12 protein-coding genes are annotated in these 17,549 nt (G+C 75.4%); 10 read left to right on the forward strand and 2 right to left on the reverse strand.

Annotated elements, in window-relative coordinates:
• Positions 1-173 precede the first annotated feature (173 nt).
• Entirely contained in the window at positions 174-956 is a 783-nt protein-coding gene (locus HUT16_RS28865) for a VOC family protein (RefSeq protein ID WP_176190975.1), read from the reverse strand.
• A 165-nt stretch (positions 957-1,121) separates the two neighbouring features.
• Positions 1,122-3,359 carry a PP2C family protein-serine/threonine phosphatase gene (locus HUT16_RS28870; protein ID WP_176190976.1) on the reverse strand — a complete coding sequence of 746 codons (2,238 nt, stop codon included), beginning with the start codon at positions 3,357-3,359 and terminating at the stop codon, positions 1,122-1,124.
• A 293-nt stretch (positions 3,360-3,652) separates the two neighbouring features.
• Here HUT16_RS28870 and HUT16_RS28875 point away from each other — a divergent pair, with 293 nt between their 5' ends.
• The 10 genes from HUT16_RS28875 to HUT16_RS28920 all read left to right on the forward strand — a co-directional run bounded on the left by HUT16_RS28875 (position 3,653) and on the right by HUT16_RS28920 (position 17,521).
• Positions 3,653-4,231, forward strand: a complete 579-nt coding sequence (locus HUT16_RS28875; RefSeq protein ID WP_176190977.1) for an O-methyltransferase — start codon at positions 3,653-3,655, stop codon at positions 4,229-4,231.
• Positions 4,232-4,342: 111 nt separating this feature from the next.
• Positions 4,343-4,903: a DUF421 domain-containing protein gene (locus HUT16_RS28880; protein WP_176190978.1), complete on the forward strand. Its 561-nt coding sequence runs from the start codon at positions 4,343-4,345 to the stop codon at positions 4,901-4,903.
• Between the two features lie 221 nt (positions 4,904-5,124).
• Complete coding sequence (locus HUT16_RS28885) at positions 5,125-7,113, forward strand: APC family permease (RefSeq protein WP_176192918.1); 1,989 nt, start codon at positions 5,125-5,127, stop codon at positions 7,111-7,113.
• Positions 7,114-7,399: 286 nt separating this feature from the next.
• Positions 7,400-11,215, forward strand: coding sequence for a Pls/PosA family non-ribosomal peptide synthetase (locus tag HUT16_RS28890; protein ID WP_176190979.1), 3,816 nt, complete (start codon positions 7,400-7,402; stop codon positions 11,213-11,215).
• 71 nt (positions 11,216-11,286) lie between these two features.
• On the forward strand, positions 11,287-12,702 hold the full coding sequence (locus HUT16_RS28895; RefSeq protein ID WP_176190980.1) for a M1 family metallopeptidase: 1,416 nt from the start codon (positions 11,287-11,289) through the stop codon (positions 12,700-12,702).
• Positions 12,699-14,105 carry a dihydrolipoyl dehydrogenase gene (gene lpdA / locus HUT16_RS28900; protein WP_176190981.1) on the forward strand — a complete coding sequence of 469 codons (1,407 nt, stop codon included), beginning with the start codon at positions 12,699-12,701 and terminating at the stop codon, positions 14,103-14,105. The genes HUT16_RS28895 and lpdA overlap by 4 nt, the downstream gene beginning before the upstream one ends.
• 194 nt (positions 14,106-14,299) lie before the next feature.
• Complete coding sequence (locus HUT16_RS28905; RefSeq protein WP_176192919.1) at positions 14,300-15,652, forward strand: DUF2252 domain-containing protein; 1,353 nt, start codon at positions 14,300-14,302, stop codon at positions 15,650-15,652.
• A 97-nt stretch (positions 15,653-15,749) separates the two neighbouring features.
• The gene (locus HUT16_RS28910; RefSeq protein ID WP_176190982.1) at positions 15,750-15,950 is read left to right on the forward strand and encodes a hypothetical protein; all 201 of its coding nucleotides are present in this window, start codon (positions 15,750-15,752) and stop codon (positions 15,948-15,950) included.
• Positions 15,951-16,088: 138 nt separating this feature from the next.
• Entirely contained in the window at positions 16,089-17,276 is a 1,188-nt protein-coding gene (locus HUT16_RS28915) for a PRC and DUF2382 domain-containing protein (protein ID WP_176190983.1), read from the forward strand.
• A 77-nt stretch (positions 17,277-17,353) separates the two neighbouring features.
• Positions 17,354-17,521, forward strand: a complete 168-nt coding sequence (locus HUT16_RS28920; protein WP_176190984.1) for a hypothetical protein — start codon at positions 17,354-17,356, stop codon at positions 17,519-17,521.
• Positions 17,522-17,549 lie beyond the last annotated feature (28 nt).

Here is a 17,549-nt window from a genome sequence, read left to right on the forward strand (position 1 = left end):
ACGACTCTCCGATCCGGCAGGGGGGCGACACCGCCCCGTTGACCTGCGAAGATCCTGACACAGCCGACCCCCGCCCCGGACGGCGGCCCCGGACGCACCGAACCGCCCGCCCCGGACGGCGGTCCGGGACGGGCGGCGTGGCGCGGCATGGCGCGGCGCGGTGCGGTGCGGGCCTACGCCATCGGCTGCGGCTTGATCATCGCGAACGGCGCGCCCTGCGGGTCGGCGACCACCGTCATCCGGCCCGCCATCATGTCGAACGGCGGCGCCAGCACCGTCCCGCCGGAGCGGACCAGCGCGTCCACGGTGGAGTCCACGTCGTCCACGGCGAAGTACGTCAGCCAGTGCGCGGGGGTGCCGGGCGGGTCGTTGGCCAGCAGGGTGACCCCGCCGACCGCCCGCCCGCCGACCCGCAGCTCCCAGTACGAGTCGGCGCCGTCCAGCGGCTCGATCTCGATGCCGAACGCCTCGCCGTAGAACGCGGTGGCGGCCGGCACGTCACTGGTGTGCAGCTCGTTCCAGGTCAGCGCGCCGGCCTCGTTGACCACCTGCGCGCCGAAGAACTCGCCGGGCTGCCACACGCCGAACACCGCGCCCTGCGGGTCCGCGGCGACCAGCATCCGGCCCAGGTTGCCGACGTCCACGACCGGGACGATCAGCGTGCCGCCCGCCGAGACGATCGCGTCCTGGGTGGCCTGCGCGTCGGTGCTGGCCAGGTAGCTGGTCCAGACGGTGGGCGGCTCGGGCATCCCCTCGGGCGCCATCGCAGGGCCGATGCCGGCGACGGCCCGGCCGTCCAGCTCGCAGACCGCGTACCCGCCGAACTCGGCCGGGCCGGGACTGCCCTGCCAGCCGAACAGGTCGCGGTAGAAGTCCAGCGCGGCCTGCTGGTCCTTCGCCATCAGATCGATCCAGCACGGGGTGCCGGTCGCGTACGGGGTGGTGACTTCGGGCATCTCTCGCTCTTTCCGGTTCGGGTCATCCGGTGCGTCCCCCGCCAGCCACCCTCCCGGCGCGGCCCCGGTTCCGCCACCGGGGCGCGGCCCCGCACTCCGCCAGGCGCACCCCCGCCGACCCCGGGCGCACCTCCCGCCCACCGGGCCCCCGCCCCCGGGCGGGCGCTACGCCCGGGTGAGCGCGATCAGCGCGATGTCGTCGGAGAGCTGGTGCGTCCAGTCGTGGACGTCCGCGGCGAGCCCGGCGACCAGCCGGCCCGGGTCGGCGGCCCGCAGCACCGACAGCCGCTCGCCCAGCGGGTAGAACTCGCCGGAGGAGTTGCGGGCCTCGCTCAGCCCGTCCGTGTGCAGCAGCAGCGCCGAGCCGCCGGGCAGGGCCAGCGGGGTCGGGACGGGGCCCCGGCCCAGGCCCAGCGCGCCCAGGCCGAGCGGGAGCAGCGCCGGGACGGGGGTGGTGCGCACCCCGTCCGGGCCGACCCGCAGCGGGGCCAGGTGCCCGCAGTTGACCACCTCGACCTGGTCGACGCCGTCCCGGTGCTGGAGCAGCAGCGCCGTCGCGAACAGTTCCTCGTCGCCGCGGGCCGCCGCCAGCCGGGTCAGCTGCCGGTCCAGCCGGGCCGCCAGCTCGCCCAGGTCGGCGGTCTCGTGCGCCTGCGAGCGGAAGCACCCCAGCAGGTCGGTGACGGTCTGCACGGCCTGGAGCCCCTTGCCCCGGACGTCGCCGATCAGCAGCCGGGTGCCGTGCGGGGTGCGCACCGCCTCGAAGAAGTCGCCGCCGACCCCGGTGCCCGCCGTCGCCGGCTGGTAGTGGCCGGTCAGCCGCAGCTCGCCCAGCAGCGGCGGGATCGGGTGCAGCACCGCCTGTTGCAGGGCGATCTCGCTGGCCCGGACGCGCGCCAGCCGCTCGGACTGCTGGCGCCGGCTCCAGGCCACCAGGCCCATCACCGCGCCCACCGCGAGCGCCGCCACCGCCGCCCCCGGACGGTCCGCGACCCGCTCGCCCGCCAGCGCGACCAGCAGCAGGTGCTGGAGCCCGGCCGCCGCGGCCACCGCCAGCGACACCACCGGGCGGCCCAGCAGCATCGCCACCACCGCGACCACGCCGCAGGCCACCCACAGCACGGTGCCCAGCGCGGGCGGGCCGCCCCGGCCGGTCAGCAGCTCCGTGCTGCCGGGCACCGCCTGGGCCAGCACCCCGCCGAGCAGGATGGACACCGGGTACAGCGCCGACGCCGCCGCCCGGCGCTGCCGGGGCAGCGCCGCCAGGAACCCGGCCAGGTAGGGGATCTGCGCGACCACCAGGCCGAAGCCGACCAGCACCGCCACCGCGCCCGCCACCAGCGCCGCCCGCCCGGCGTCGGCGGGCAGGAAGTGCAGCGCGGCCAGGCCGACGGCGGCCAGCGGCAGGCCCAGCGAGGAGCTCGTCAGCGGGGTCAGCCGCCAGTGCCGGGCCACCAGCCCGGCCGCCAGCATGCCCAGCCCGTAGCCCGACATCGCCAGCGTCACGTGCGCCAGCGTCACCCCGCGCTGCAGCAGCACCACCGGGACGGCTGCGGACAGCGCGAGCTGGGTGAACCCGAGCGTGGCACCCGCCGCCATCGCCCCGCCCGCCGCCAGGGCGGGCACCCCCGGCGCCGGCGGCCCCGGGTTCCGGCGGGCCAGCAGCACGCTCCGGGCCCGGCAGGCGGCGAACAGCGCCACGGCGGCGCACAGCAGCCCCCCGACCAGGGGGTCCGACCAGTCGCGCAGCGGGCCCAGCTCCAGGCCCGCGACGGCCAGTAGCGCCGCCACCGCGACGCCCGGCCCGCACACCGGCAGGGCGCGGACCGCCGGTCCGGGCAGCCGGTCGCGCGGCAGCAGGCGCAGCGCGGCGAGCAGCAGCAGCGCGGCGGCCGCCGGGAGCACCGACTCGCCCAGCCGCCAGCCGGCCACCGAGTCGATCCGCACCGCGATGTTCGCGCCCAGCACGAAGGCGGTGGCGACGCCCGCGACGGCCCCGCCCACCACCCGGGTGATCCGTCCGGGCAGGTTCAGCACCGGGACGGACGCCAGCGCGGCGATCAGCACCCCGGCGGCTCCGGCGTCCTCCACGGTCCGCCCCGCCAGGTACGTCCAGGGGCGGTCCGCCGTCACCGCGACCGCCCCGCCGGCCACCATCATCCCCAGCGTCCACCGCAGCACCCGCGGCCAGCCCCAGAGGTCCGCCGCCCGGCCGGAGAGCAGGAAGGCGGTCAGCATCACCAGCGCGGTGGCCAGCTGCGCGGCCACCGCCTCCCCCCGTCCCATCCCGAACTCCGCCACCGCCCCCGCGGCCGTCGCCCCGCGCAGCAGTGGCAGCAGCACGCTCAGCGAGGCGGCGGCCATGAGCAGCAGACGGACGGCGCGCCGGGGGGTGCCGGTCACGGGGGTCTCCTTCGGCAGGTGAGATGGGAGCAAGGCTTGCAGAGACCCGGGGCGACCAGAAGGGAAAAAGGTCACAAAAGTCATATTTATCCCTTATTCGGCGTCTGCCAAGCACCCGGCCGCGGGGGCACCGACCACGAGGGCGCCCGGCCCTCCTCGCCCGGCTTGCGCCCGGGTTCCGACCGGCTTGCGACCGGCGGGCCGTCCGCGGGGCGAAATTCGCCGCGGGCGGCGCCGGGGCGTCGCTAGCGTGTGCCGCTCACTGACGGACTGTCACCGACGGAGGCCGCACCATGACGCTCACCACCGACTCCCACCCCGCCGTGCTGGCCGCGATCGCCGAGGAGTGCGCGGCGCTCGGGTTCGCGATGTCGTGCGACCGGGCCACCGGGCAGCTGCTGCGCACGCTCGCGGCGGCCCGGCCCGGCGGGCGCGTCCTGGAGCTGGGCACGGGGGCCGGGGCCGGGACGAGCTGGCTGCTGAGCGGGATGGACGCGGGGGCCTCGCTGGTGAGCGGGGAGCTGGACCCGGCGGTGGCCGCCGTCGCGGCCCGGCACCTGGGGGCGGACCCGCGGCTGGAGCTGGTGGTGGGGGACGGGGCGGAGCTGATCGACTCGCTGGCGCCCGGCGGCTTCGACCTGGTCTTCGCGGACACCTGGCCGGGCAAGTTCCACCACCTCGACCAGGCGCTGGAACTGCTCGCCCCGGGCGGGCTGTACCTGGTCGACGACCTGCTGCCGCAGCCGACCTGGCCGGAGGAGCACGCCGCGTCCGTCACCGCCCTGGTCGAGCGCCTGACCACCGACCCGCGCCTGCACGCCAGCTACCTGGACTGCTCCACCGGCCTGCTGCTGGCCACCCGCCGCCCGTAGCCCCCGGGCCCCGCCCGCAGCCCCCCGGCCCCGCAGGGGCCGTGGGCCGTTGGGGGGACGGCGGGCGTGGGCGCCGGTGCGGCGGTCGCACCGGCGCCTACGGTGGCCGCCATGTGGCAGGCCATGTTCGTCGCGGGTATCCCGTACGCCGAGAAGACGATCCGCACGGTGCTGGTCTACCTGGCGCTGCTGGTGCTGCTGCGGGCGATCGGCAAGCGCGGCCTGGCCCAGCTGAACACCTTCGACCTGGTGGTGATGCTGCTGCTGTCGAACGTGGTGCAGAACGCGGTGATCGGCGACGACGACTCGGTCAGCGGCGGCCTGTACGGGGCGCTGGTGCTGCTGGCCACCGACTGGCTGCTGGTGCGGCAGGCGGCGCGCTGGGACTGGTTCAACCGGCTGCTGGACGGGACGCCGACGGTGCTGGCCCGGGACGGCGCGTACGACCGGCGGACGATCGCCCGGCAGGGCATCCGGGTGGCCGACCTGGACGTGGCGGTCCGGCACCAGGGCGGCGACGCGATCGAGGAGACCTCGCTGATCGTGCTGGAGCCCAGCGGGACGCTGCTGGTGAAGCTGAAGCGGGGCGACCAGGTCGCCGACAAGAACGACGTGGCGGCGCTCCGGGCGGCGCTGGCCGCGATCGAGGCCCGGCTGCCCGCCGACCGCTGACCGGCGGAACGCGGCGGCCCGACGATATTGACGAATCCTTAACGGCAGGCCCGTTCCGGCCCGGAGCCTTCGATTCGGCCGTCCGAACCGCCGCTGGCCTGCGGAAATCCAAGAAATATGCCGATCTGACCGGCTGATTGCCCGATCAGCGGTGGCGCATACGCTCCCGTGCTGTGCTCAACCTCCCCCAGGCGCTCAAGCGCCTCGTGATCGGCCCCGCCATGCGCAGCGAGGAACTCGGCGAGACGCTGCTGCCCAAGCGGCTGGCGCTGCCGGTCTTCGCCTCCGACCCGCTCTCCTCGGTGGCCTACGCCACCGGCGAGATCCTGCTGGTGCTCACGGTCGGCGGCACCGCGTTCCTGTACCTGACGCCGTGGATCGCGCTGGGCGTGGTCGCCCTGATGGCCGTGGTGGTGCTGTCCTACCGGCAGGTGGTGCACGCCTACCCGAGCGGCGGCGGCTCGTACGAGGTGGTCTCGCGCAACCTCGGGGCGAACCCGGGGCTGGTGGTGGCCGCCTCGCTGCTGGTCGACTACGTGATGACGGTCGCCGTGTCGGTGGCCTCCGGCGTGGACAACGTCATCTCCGCGTTCGGCTCGCTGGCCGACCACCGGGTGGCGCTGGCGCTCGGCTTCACCCTGCTGCTGACCGCGGTCAACCTGCGCGGCGTGCGCGAGTCGGGGCGGGCGTTCGCCGCGCCGACGTACCTGTTCATCGGCGGCATCCTGCTGATGGTCGTCACCGGCCTGGTCCGGCTGGCCTTCGGCGACGGTCCGCAGGCGCCGACCGCGCAGCTGGGCGTCGCGGCCGAGCACGGCAAGGACGCCGTGCAGGGCCTGGGCCTGCTGATGCTGGGCCTGCGCGCCTTCGCCTCCGGCTGCACCGCGCTGACCGGCGTCGAGGCGATCTCCAACGGCGTGCCCGCCTTCCGCGCCCCGAAGTCCCGCAACGCGGCCGCGACCATGACGGTGATGGGCGTCGTCGCGGTGGTGATGTTCGCCGGCGTCACGCTGCTCGCGCTCACCTCGCACGTCCACTACGTCGAGGACCCCTGCCAACTGACCGGCCTGGCCGGGGACTGCCACGCCCACACCCAGCAGACCGTGATCGCCCAGCTGGCCGCGTCCGTCTTCGGCGGCTCCGACAGCGTGCTGTTCTACTTCGTCCAGGCGGTCACCGCGCTGGTGCTGATCCTGGCCGCGAACACCGCCTTCAACGGGTTCCCGCTGCTCGCCTCGATCCTCGCCCGGCACCGCTACCTGCCCCGGCAGCTGCACACCCGGGGCGACCGGCTGGCGTTCTCCAACGGCATCCTCGCGCTCGCGGTGGCGGCCGGGGCGCTGCTCTGGTTCTACCGGGCGGACGTCACCAGCCTGATCCACCTGTACATCCTGGGCGTGTTCACCTCCTTCACGCTCTCCCAGGTCGGGATGGTCCGGCACTGGAACCGGGTGCTGGCCGCCGGGGCCGACCCGGCCGCCCGCTCCGCCGCCCGGCGGGCCCGGGTGATCAACGGGCTGGGCGCCGTGACCACCGCGCTGGTGCTGGTCATCGTGCTGATCACCAAGTTCACCCAGGGCGCGTGGCTGGCGGTGGCCGCCGCCCTGCTGCTGTGGCTGACCATGCGCGGCATCCGCCGCCACTACGACGCCGTCGCCGCCGAGCTGGCCGTCGGGGACGGGGAGGAGGTGCGGGCGCCCCGGCCCCGGCGGGTGCACGCCGTCGTGCCGGTCTCCACGCTGCACCGGCCCACCCTGCGCGCGCTCGGCTACGCGCAGGCGTTCCGGCCCGACACCCTGGAGGCCGTCACCGTGGACGTCGAGCCCGAGTCCACCGCCGAACTGCGTGCCCGGTGGGCGGACAGCGGCCTGGACGTGCCGCTGCGGGTGCTCGACTCGCCGTTCCGGGAGATCACCAAGCCGGTGGTCGCGCACGTCCGGGAACTGGCCTCGGCCCGGCCCGGCGACGCGGTGGCCGTCATCGTCCCCGAGTACGTGGTCGGCCACTGGTGGGAGAACCTGCTGCACAACCAGTCCGCGCTGTGGCTCAAGAGCCGCCTGCTGTTCACCCCCGGCGTGATGGTCATCTCCGTTCCCTGGCAGCTCACTTCGGCCGGCCGCGCCGACCGCCCCGCCCGCCGGGCCCCCGGCGCCCTCCGCCGCGGCGAGCCCACCGGTCCGGCCGACCACGCGGAGAAGGCGGGGGCGTGAACAGTGGGTGAACTCCCGGAGTACGGCGGCGTGTCGGGAACCTGACGGCCCGTCAGCCCGCCCGGCCGCCCGACCCCCGCAACCTGCCGCTCAGCGGTGCGGGCTGACGCCCCGTCGGCCCGCGCCGCCCCTCCCCGCCCCCGCGGCGGGCGGCCCCGCGGGCCGCCGCCTCCGGCCGTCCACCCGCCCTGACCGGTAAACTTGCCCAGGTTGTCGCGCTTTCGACGCCTTCGGCGGACCGCTTCCACCGGCCGCCGGGGAACCCAGGACGAGGACCGTTGCAGCCATGATCACCGCCCCCGACACCGCGCTGTTCCGCGCCCAGGACGCGCCCGCGCCGCGCACCCTGGTCGACGTGCTGGCGGCCACCGCCGCCGCGCACCCGCAGGAGCCCGCGCTGGACGACGGGCGCGAGACGCTCGGCTACGCGGCGCTGCTCACCGAGGTCGAACGCGTCCGCCGGCACCTGGCCAGGGCGGGCGTCGGCCTCGGCGACCGGGTCGGCGTCCGCGTCCCCTCCGGCGGCAACCAGCTGTACGTGGCGATCCTGGCGGTGCTCGCCGCGGGCGCCGCCTACGTGCCGGTCGACTTCGAGGACCCGGACGAGCGGGCCGAACTGGTCTTCGGCGAGGCCGACGTCAACGCCGTGATCGGCGCCGAGTACGCCCTCGACCGGGTCAAGCCGTCCGGCCACGACGCCCGGCCGCCCGAGCCCGGCCACGACGCCTGGATCATCTTCACCTCCGGCTCCACCGGCAAGCCCAAGGGCGTCGCCGTCACGCACCGCAGCGCCGCCGCGTTCGTCGACGCCGAGGCCGCGATGTTCCTCCGGGACGAGCCGATCGGGCCCGGCGACCGGGTGATGGCCGGGCTGTCGGTGGCCTTCGACGCCTCCTGCGAGGAGATGTGGCTGGCCTGGCGGCACGGCGCCTGCCTGGTGCCCGTCCCGCGCGCCCAGGTCCGCTCCGGCGCCGACCTCGGCCCGTGGCTGGCCGAGCAGGAGATCACCGTGATCTCCACCGTCCCGACGCTGGCCGCGCTGTGGCCCGCCGAGGCGCTGAACGAGGTCCGGCTGCTGATCTTCGGCGGCGAGGCCTGCCCGCCCGAACTCGCCGAGCGCCTGGTCACCGAGGGCCGCGAGGTGTGGAACACCTACGGCCCCACCGAGGCCACCGTGGTCGCCTGCGGCGCCCTGATGAACGGCCGGGCCCCGATCCGGATCGGCCTGCCGCTGGACGGCTGGGAGCTCGCCGTCGTCGACGAGGCGGGCGAACCCGTCCCGATGGGCGGCAGCGGCCAGCTGGTGATCGGCGGCGTCGGCCTGGCCCGCTACCTCGACCCGGCCAAGGACGCCGAGAAGTACGCCCCGCTGACCTCCCTCGGCTGGGAGCGCGCCTACCGCTCCGGCGACCTGGTCCGCGCCGAACCCGAGGGCCTGGTCTTCCTCGGCCGCGCCGACGAGCAGATCAAACTGGGCGGACGCCGGATCGAACTGGGCGAGGTCGACGCGGCCCTCCAGGCGCTGCCCGCCGTCTCCGGCGCCGCCGCCGCCGTCCGCACCGCCCGCAGCGGCAACCAGCTGCTGGTCGGCTACCTGGTCGTCCAGGACGGCTTCGACCGGGACGCCGCCGTCGCCCGGCTGCGCGCCGAACTGCCCGCCGCCCTCGTCCCGCTGCTCGCCACCGTCGCGCACCTGCCCACCCGCACCTCCGGCAAGGTCGACCGGGACGCGCTGCCCTGGCCGCTGCCCGACCTGGAGACCTCCGGCCCCGCCGAGCAGCTGTACGGCACCGAGGCCTGGCTCGCCGAGCAGTGGGCGCAGATCCTCGGCACCCCCGTCCGCGGCGCCGACGACGACTTCTTCGCGATCGGCGGCGGCTCGCTGGCCGCCGCCCAGCTCACCACCCTGCTGCGCGCCCGCTACCCGGCCGCCTCCGTCCTCGACGTCTACCAGCAGCCCACCCTGCGCAAGCTCGCCCGGCTGCTGGAGAAGTCCGCCCAGTCCGGGGGAGCGGCCCGCACCGTCGCTCCCGTGCCCCGCCGCGCCCAGGCGCTGCAACTGCTGCTCACCCTGCCGCTGGCCACCCTCACCGGCCTGCGCTGGACGCTCGCCCTCGGCGTCCTCGGCACCGTGCTGAACCTGCTCGGCGACTACCCGTGGGCCCCCGTCGCGCCCTGGTGGCTGCTGGCCGCCGGCGCCCTGCTGCTGTACTCCGCCCCCGGCCGCCTCGCGCTCGCCGCCGGCGGCGCCCGGCTGCTGCTGCGCGGCGTCGGCCCCGGCAGCTACCCGCGCGGCGGCTCCGTCCACCTGCGGCTGTGGACCGCCGAACGGCTCGCCGAGGCCACCGGCGCGGTCGGCCTCTCCGGCTCCTGGCTGATCCGCTACGCCCGGGCGCTCGGCTGCCGGGTCGCCCCCGACGTCGACCTGCACGCCCTGCCGCCCGTCACCGGCCTGCTGCGCCTGGGCAAGGGCTGCGCGGTCGAGAACGAGGTCGACCTGTCCGGCCACTGGCTGGACGGCGACCGGCTGGAGATCGGCGCGCTGCGGATCGGCGCCGGCGCCGTGGTCGGCACCCGCTCGACCCTGCTGCCCGGCGCCAAGGTCGGCAAGCGCGCCGAGGTCGCCCCCGGCTCCGGCGTCACCGGCGCCGTCCCCACCGGCCAGCGCTGGGCCGGCGCGCCCGCCGTCAAGACCGGCAAGGCCGAACGCGGCTGGCCGAAGCAGCGCCCGCCGCGCACCCCGCGCTGGGCCGCCGTCTACGGCGCCACCGGCTTCGCCCTCGCCCTGCTGCCGCTGCTCGCCGCGCTGCCCGGCCTGCTGATCGCCGGGTGGTTCGTCCACCCCGGCGACGGCCTCGGCCAGGCCGTCCGCGGCGCCCTGATCGCCCTCGTCCCCGCCACCCTCTCCTACGGGCTCGCCTACGCCGCGCTCGTACTGGTCGGCGTCCGGCTGCTCTCGCTCGGCCTGCGCACCGGCTACCACCCGCTGCACGGCCGGGTCGGCTGGCAGGCCTGGACGGTCAGCCAGCTGATGGACCTGGCCCGCGAGACGCTGTTCCCGCTGTACGCCGGGCTGATCACCCCGGTGTGGCTGCGGCTGCTCGGCATGCGGGTCGGCAAGGGCGCCGAGGTGTCCACCGTGCTGGCGCTGCCCAGCCTGACCAAGGTCGGCGACGGCGCGTTCCTCGCCGACGACACCCTGATCGCCCCGTACGAGCTGGGCGGCGGCTGGGTGCGGATCGGGCGGGCCGAGATCGGCGAGCGGGCCTTCCTCGGCAACTCCGGGATGACCGCGCCCGGCCGGGCCGTCCCCGACCGGGGCCTGGTCGGCGTGCTCTCCGCGACGCCCAAGAAGGCCAAGCGCGGCAGCTCCTACCTGGGCATGCCGCCGGTCAGGCTGCCCCGGGCCGCCGACACCGCCGACCTCGCCCTCACCTACGAGCCGCCCGCCCGGCTGCGCTGGGCCCGCGGCCTGACCGAACTGGCCCGGATCGTCCCGGTGCTCGCCTCCGCCGCGCTGGCCGTGCTCACCGCCGCCGCGCTGTGCGCCCTCGGGCAGCCGCTGCTGTCCGGCCTGGTGCTGCTCGGCGCGGGCCTGGCCGCCTGCCTGGTCTCCGCCGCCGCCAAGTGGCTGCTGGTCGGCCGGTTCCGGGCCGTCGAGCACCCGCTGTGGTCCGGCTTCGTGTGGCGCAACGAGCTGGCCGACACCTTCACCGAGGTGCTCGCCGTGCCCTGGCTGGTCGGCCGCACCGCCGGGACGCCGCTGATGAACCTGTGGCTGCGCGCGCTCGGCGCGAAGATCGGCCACGGCGTGTGGTGCGAGAGCTACTGGCTGCCCGAGGCCGACCTGGTCACCCTCGGCGACGGCGTCAGCGTCAACCGCGGCTGCGTGCTACAGACCCACCTCTTCCACGACCGGATCATGCGGCTGGATACTGTGGAGCTCCGCGCGGGCGCCACCCTCGGCCCGGGCGGGATCGTGCTGCCCGGCAGCACCGTCGGCGAGCGCTCCACCCTCGGCCCGGCCTCCCTGGTGATGCGCGCCGAGACGGTGCCCGCCGACACCCGCTGGCTCGGCAACCCGATCGAGGCCTGGCAGTAGGCGCGCCTCCGGCGCCCCCCGCCGGGCCCGCCCAGCACCGTGACCGCCCCGCGCCAGGAGGAACCCCCGCGTTGAGCTCCCAGCAGGTTTCCGCCGCCGACCCGTACTTCCCCCGGCACGGGGACCGGCGCTACCGGGCCCACCGGTACGAGATCGCGCTCGACTACCGGCCCGGGCCCAACCGGCTGGCGGCCTCCGCCCGGATCGCCGCCATCGCCGGGCCCGAGCCGCTGCGCGAGTTCGCCCTCGACCTGGCGGCCTTCCGGATCGGCAAGGTGCTGGTCGACGGCCGGGCCGCGCACTGGACGCACCGGGACGGCAAGCTGCGGATCAAGCCCGCCAAGGCCCCCGCCGCCGGGGCGGTGTTCACCTGCGAGGTGCACTGGTCCGGCAACCCGCGCCCGGTGCGCAGCCCCTGGGGCGGCCTCGGCTTCGAGGAGATCACCGACGGCGCGCTGGTCGCCTCCCAGCCCACCGGTGCCCCGTCCTGGTTCCCCTGCAACGACAGCCCCGCCGACAAGGCCGCCTACCAGCTGAGCGTCACCACCGCGTCCCCGTACGCGGTGGTCACCGGCGGCCGCCTGCTCAGCCGCACCACCCGCTCCTCCGCCACCACCTGGGTGTACGAGCAGCCCGCGCCCACCGCCAGCTACCTGGTCGGGCTGGCGATCGCCCCGCTGCGGCAGGTCCCGCTGGCCGAGCGCGCCCCCGGCACCGTCCCGCAGAGCGGCTGGGTGCCGCAGCCGCTGGTGGCCCGGTTCGAGCACGACTTCGCCCGGCAGCCGCAGATGATGCGCCTGTTCGAGGAGCTGTTCGGCCCGTACCCGTTCGACGGCTACACCGTCGCCGTGGTCGACGAGGACCTGGACGTGCCGGTCGAAGCGCAGGGCATGGCCACCTTCGGCCGCAACCACGTCGACGGGCGGCGCGGCTGGGAGCGCCTGGTCGCCCACGAGCTGGCCCACCAGTGGTTCGGCAACAGCGTCACCGTCGCCGACTGGCGGCACATCTGGCTCAACGAGGGCCTGGCCAAGTACGCCGAATGGCTGTGGTCCGAGCGCACCGGCGGCCCCACCGCCCAGCACCGGGCCGCCGAAGCGCACCGGCAGCTGCGCGCCCTCCCGCAGGACCTGGCGATCGGCGACCCCGGCAAGCGGCACATGTTCGACGACCGGGTCTACGAGCGCGGCGGCCTGACCGTGCACGCGCTGCGCTGCGCCCTCGGCGACACCGGGTTCTTCCGGCTGCTGCGCGACTGGGCCACCGCCTACCGGCATGCCGTGGTCACCACCGCCGACTTCGCCGCACACGCCGCCCGCTACACCGACCGCCCGCTCGGCCCGCTGCTCGACGCCTGGCTGCACCGGGGCGCACTGCCCGACCTGCCCGTCCCGGAGCCGGAGCCGTCCCCGGCCCCCCGGCCTGGTGTACTGGGAGGCACGGGCCGTGAGGCCGTCCGTCGCTTCCTGAAGGATCGAGGAACATGAGCACGCACTACGACGTGGTCGTCCTGGGCGCCGGCCCCGGCGGCTACACCGCCGCCGTCCGCTCCGCCCAGCTCGGCCTGCGCACCGCGGTGATCGAGGGCAAGTACTGGGGCGGCGTCTGTCTCAACGTCGGCTGCATCCCCTCGAAGGCCCTGCTGCGCAACGCCGAGCTCGCGCACACCGTGCTGAACGAGGCCGGGCTGTACGGCATCGAGGTCGACGGCAAGGTCTCCTTCGACTACGGCAAGGCGTTCAGCCGCTCCCGGCAGGTCGCCGACGGCCGGGTCAAGGGCGTCCACTACCTGATGAAGAAGAACGGCATCACCGAGTACGACGGCCGGGGCACCTTCGTCGACGACCACACCCTCCAGGTCGCCCTCAACGGCGGCGGCTTCGAGGTCGTCACCTTCGACCACTGCATCGTCGCGACCGGCGCCACCACCCGGCTGCTGCCCGGCACCTCGCTCAGCGAACGGGTCGTCACCTACGAGGAGCAGATCCTCACCGAGCGGCTGCCGGAGTCGATCGTCATCGCCGGCGCCGGCGCGATCGGCGTCGAGTTCGCGTACGTGCTGCACAACTACGGCGTGCAGGTCACCATCGTCGAGTTCCTGGACCGGATGGTGCCGCTGGAGGACGCCGAGGTGTCCGCCGAACTCGCCAAGCATTACCGCAAGTTGGGCATCAAGGTGCTCACCTCGACCCGGGTCGACGCGATCGACGACTCCGACCCGGCGGGGCCGGTGAAGGTCACCGTCACCCGGGACGGCAAGCAGGAGGTGCTGGAGGCCGACAAGGTGCTCCAGGCGATCGGCTTCGTGCCGCGGGTGCAGGGCTACGGCCTGGAGGTCACCGGCGTGCAGCTCACCGAGCGCGGCGCCATCGCCGTCGACGGGCGCGGCCGCACCAGCGTCGAGCACATCTTCGCGATCGGCGACGTCACCGCGAAGCTGATGCTCGCGCACGCCGCCGAGGCGATGGCCGTGATCGCCGCCGAGACCATCGCCGGGGCCGAGACCATGGAGATCGACTTCGTGATGGTCCCGCGCGCCACCTACTGCCAGCCGCAGGTCGCCAGCTTCGGTTACACCGAGGCGCAGGCCCGGGAGCAGGGGTACGCGGTCAAGGTCGCCAAGTTCCCGTTCACCGCGAACGGCAAGGCGCACGGCCTCGGCCACCCGGTCGGCTTCGTCAAGGTGATCTGCGACGAGACCCACGGCGAACTGCTCGGCGCCCACCTGATCGGCCCCGAGGTCACCGAGCTGCTGCCGGAACTGACGCTGGCCCAGCAGTGGGACCTGACGGTGCACGAGGTCGGCCGCAACGTGCACGCCCACCCGACGCTGGGCGAGGCCGTCAAGGAGGCGATCCACGGCCTGGCCGGGCACATGATCAACATGTAGCTCCGCCGTCCGGGTGAGCGACCGCCGCCCCGGTGCCCGCCACCGGTACGGCGGCGCGCCGGGGCGGTACCTCTTCGGTCCCCCGAGGAAGCCAGGAGCCGCCGATGGACGCCGCCGCGCTGGACGCACCCGTGATGGACGCACCCGCGATGGACACACCCGCGATGGACACACCTGCAACGGACGCCGCCGTGATGGACGCCCCCGCCCCCTACCTGACGGTCGACGAGCGCACCGAGGCCGGCCGCGCCGCCCGGGCCCGCGCCCCGCGCTCCACCGCCGGGCACTGGCGGCCCGCCGCCGACCGCGCCGACCCGCTCGCGGTGCTGCGCGCCCAGGCGGAGAGCCGGCTGCCCGACCTGGTGCCGATCCGCAACGGCCGGATGGCCGCCTCCCCGTTCGCCTTCCTGCGCGGCGCGGCCGCCGTGATGGCCGGCGACCTGGCCACCGCCCCCGACAGCGGGCTGACCGTCCAGCTCTGCGGCGACGCCCACCTGGTCAACTTCGGGCTGTTCGCCTCGCCCGAGCGCGCCCTGCTGTTCGACCTGAACGACTTCGACGAGACGCTGCCCGGCCCGTTCGAGTGGGACGTGCAGCGCCTGGCCGCCAGCCTCGCCGTCGCCGCCCGGGAGAACGGTGAGAGCCCCGAGGAGGCCCACCGGGTCGTGCTGGGGGCCGTCCGGGCCTACCGCGAGCACGTCCGGGAGCTCGCCGCGCTCGGCGAACTCCCGGTCTGGTACCGGCGGATCGACGCCGACGAGCTGTCCGCCCGGCTCAAGGGCAAGCCCCGCCGCCGCATCGAGGCCGGCCTCGCCGCCGCCCGCCGCCGCGACAGCCTCCAGGCCGCGGGCAAGCTCACCGGGACCACCGCGAACGGGCGCCGCCGCTTCAAGGACCAGCCCCCGCTGATCGAGCACGTCGGCTTCGACGCCGACGAGGTGCGCGGCATGCTCGCCGACTACCGGGCCACCCTCCCCGAGGAGCGCGGCCGGCTGCTCGACCGCTACCGGTACGTCGACGCCGCCCGCAAGGTGGTCGGCGTCGGCAGCGTCGGCACCCGCTGCTTCGTCGTCCTGCTCCAGGGCCGGGACGCCGACGACCTGCTCGTGCTCCAGGTCAAGGAGGCCCAGGCGTCCGTCCTGGAGCCCTACGCCGGGCCCGGCCGGTACACCCACCACGGGCAGCGGGTGGTCGCCGGGCAGCGGCTCACCCAGGCCGCGAGCGACATCTTCCTCGGCTGGATGACCGGCCCCGACGGGCGGCACTTCTACTGGCGCCAGCTGCGCGACATGAAGGGCTCCGCCGAGGTCGGCCGGATGACCACCGGCGGCCTGCGCGCCTACGCCACCCTGTGCGGCACCGCGCTGGCCCGGGCCCACGCCCGCTCCGGCGACCGGATCGCGATCGCCGCCTACCTCGGCCGCGGCGACGCCTTCGACCGGGCGGTGACCGCCTTCGCCCACCACTACGCCGAGCTGAACGCGGCCGACCACGCCCGGCTCGCCGCCGCCGTCGCCTCCGGCGAGGTCCAGGCCGAGGACGCCTGACCCGCCGCCCCGCTCGGGCACCGCCCCGTTTGCGCACCGTCCCGGCGCAGGAGGTGATGGGGGGAGGAGAACGTCCGCACCACTGCCGGAGGCAATCGTGACCCACCACAAGTCGAACAAGGCGGTCGAGGGCGACCCCGACACCGGCCACGGCGGCGGCCTGCCGCGGCGGCCCGACGAGGTCGAACTGGAGGAGCGCACCGAGGAGGACCGCGCGGAGGTCGGCCTGGACCCCGACCCCGGCGGGGACGGCGACGGCGACGGAGACGGCGAGGGGGACGGCGACGGGGCGGTCTAGCTCGCACTTTCCGTGCGCACGTCAACCAGCACCCCCGGTTTGGCATATGCCGATCCGGGGGTGAGCCGTGCGGGAGTGTTTCGTTTTCCGCCGGACGGCCACGCGCCCAGTGCTGGAATGTGAAGGAGGCGTGTGCAAATGATCACCGAGCAACAGATTCGTTCCATGCTGCACCAGCCCGTCCACGACGCCCAGGGCAACAAGATAGGCAAGGCTGACCACCTCTACCTCGACGACTCCACCGGCAAGCCCGAGTGGGTCAGCGTGAAGACCGGCTGGTTCGGGTCCAGCGAGTCCTTCGTTCCGATCCGGGACGCGGACGTGGTCGACGGCCACCTCCAGGTCCCCTACGCCAAGGAGAAGGTCAAGGACGCGCCCAACGTGGACGTGGACAGCGGCGGCCACCTCTCCGAGCAGGAGGAGCGCCGGCTGTACAGCCACTACGGCATCGCCTGGGACGACGCCTGGAAGGCGGCCAACGAGCCGGGCGAGGGCGGCTGGGCCCGCACGGACGGCACCGCCACCGGCGCGGCCGGAACCGCAGGCGCGGCCGGAGCGGCCGGTGCGGCCGGTGCGGCGGCGTCCAAGCCCACGACGGCCCGTTCCACCGGCACCGGCACCGGCCCGTCCAACACCCGCCTGACCGGCACCCCCGCCGCCCCGGGCACCACCGGGACGTCCGGCACCACCGGCGCGTCCGGCACTGCCGGGATGTCCGGCACCACCGCGGCCGGTACCGCGGCGGCCGGTACGGCGGGCGCGGCGAGCACCCGCTCCGGGCCCCCCACCACGGCGTCCGCCACGTCCGCCACGTCGGCGGCGTCCGAGGCGTCCACGGCCCCGCGCCACGCCGCCCGGGGCGCCGACACCGGCCGACCGGAGCACGGCGACGAGGCGATGACCCGCTCGGAGGAGCGGATGCAGGTGGGCATCGAGCGCTACGAGACCGGGCACGCCCGGCTGCGCAAGTACGTCGTCACCGAGGAGGAGCAGCAGACCGTGCCGGTGCGGCACGAGGAGGTCCGGGTCGTGCGCGAGCCGATCACCGAGGCCAACCGGGGCGAGGCGCTGTCCGGCGACCCCATCTCGGAGGCCGAGTACGACGTCACCCTGCACGGCGAGCGCCCGGTGGTGCGTACCGAGGCCGTGCCGGTGGAACGGGTGCGCCTGGTGACCGAGGAGCACGTCGAGCAGCGGACCGTCACCGGCGAGGTGCGCAAGGAGCGCATCGAGGCCGAACTGCCGGACGACCAGGGCAAGATGCCGCGGGCCACCGGCAAGGACACCACCGGCAAGGACACCCCCGGCCAGGGGCGCCACCGGTGACCCCGTCCGGCGGGGCCCGGCCGTAGCGCCGGGCCCCGCCGGCGGCGGACGGAACGGACCGAGGGAGGACGAACGACATGGCGTGGCTGCTGGTCATCCTGCTGGTCGCCGTGGTGTGCGGCTTCGTCGGCGTGCTGGTGAAGGGCCTGCTGTGGCTGCTGGTCATCGGCGCGGTGCTGTTCGTCGGCGCCCTGCTGGTGACCGGCGCCCGGATGGGCCGCCGCAGGCACTCCGCCCCACGCTGACCGGGACCCGTCCGGCCCGGTACGGCGC

Source organism: Kitasatospora sp. NA04385, assembly GCF_013364235.1.
Taxonomy (GTDB): domain Bacteria; phylum Actinomycetota; class Actinomycetes; order Streptomycetales; family Streptomycetaceae; genus Kitasatospora.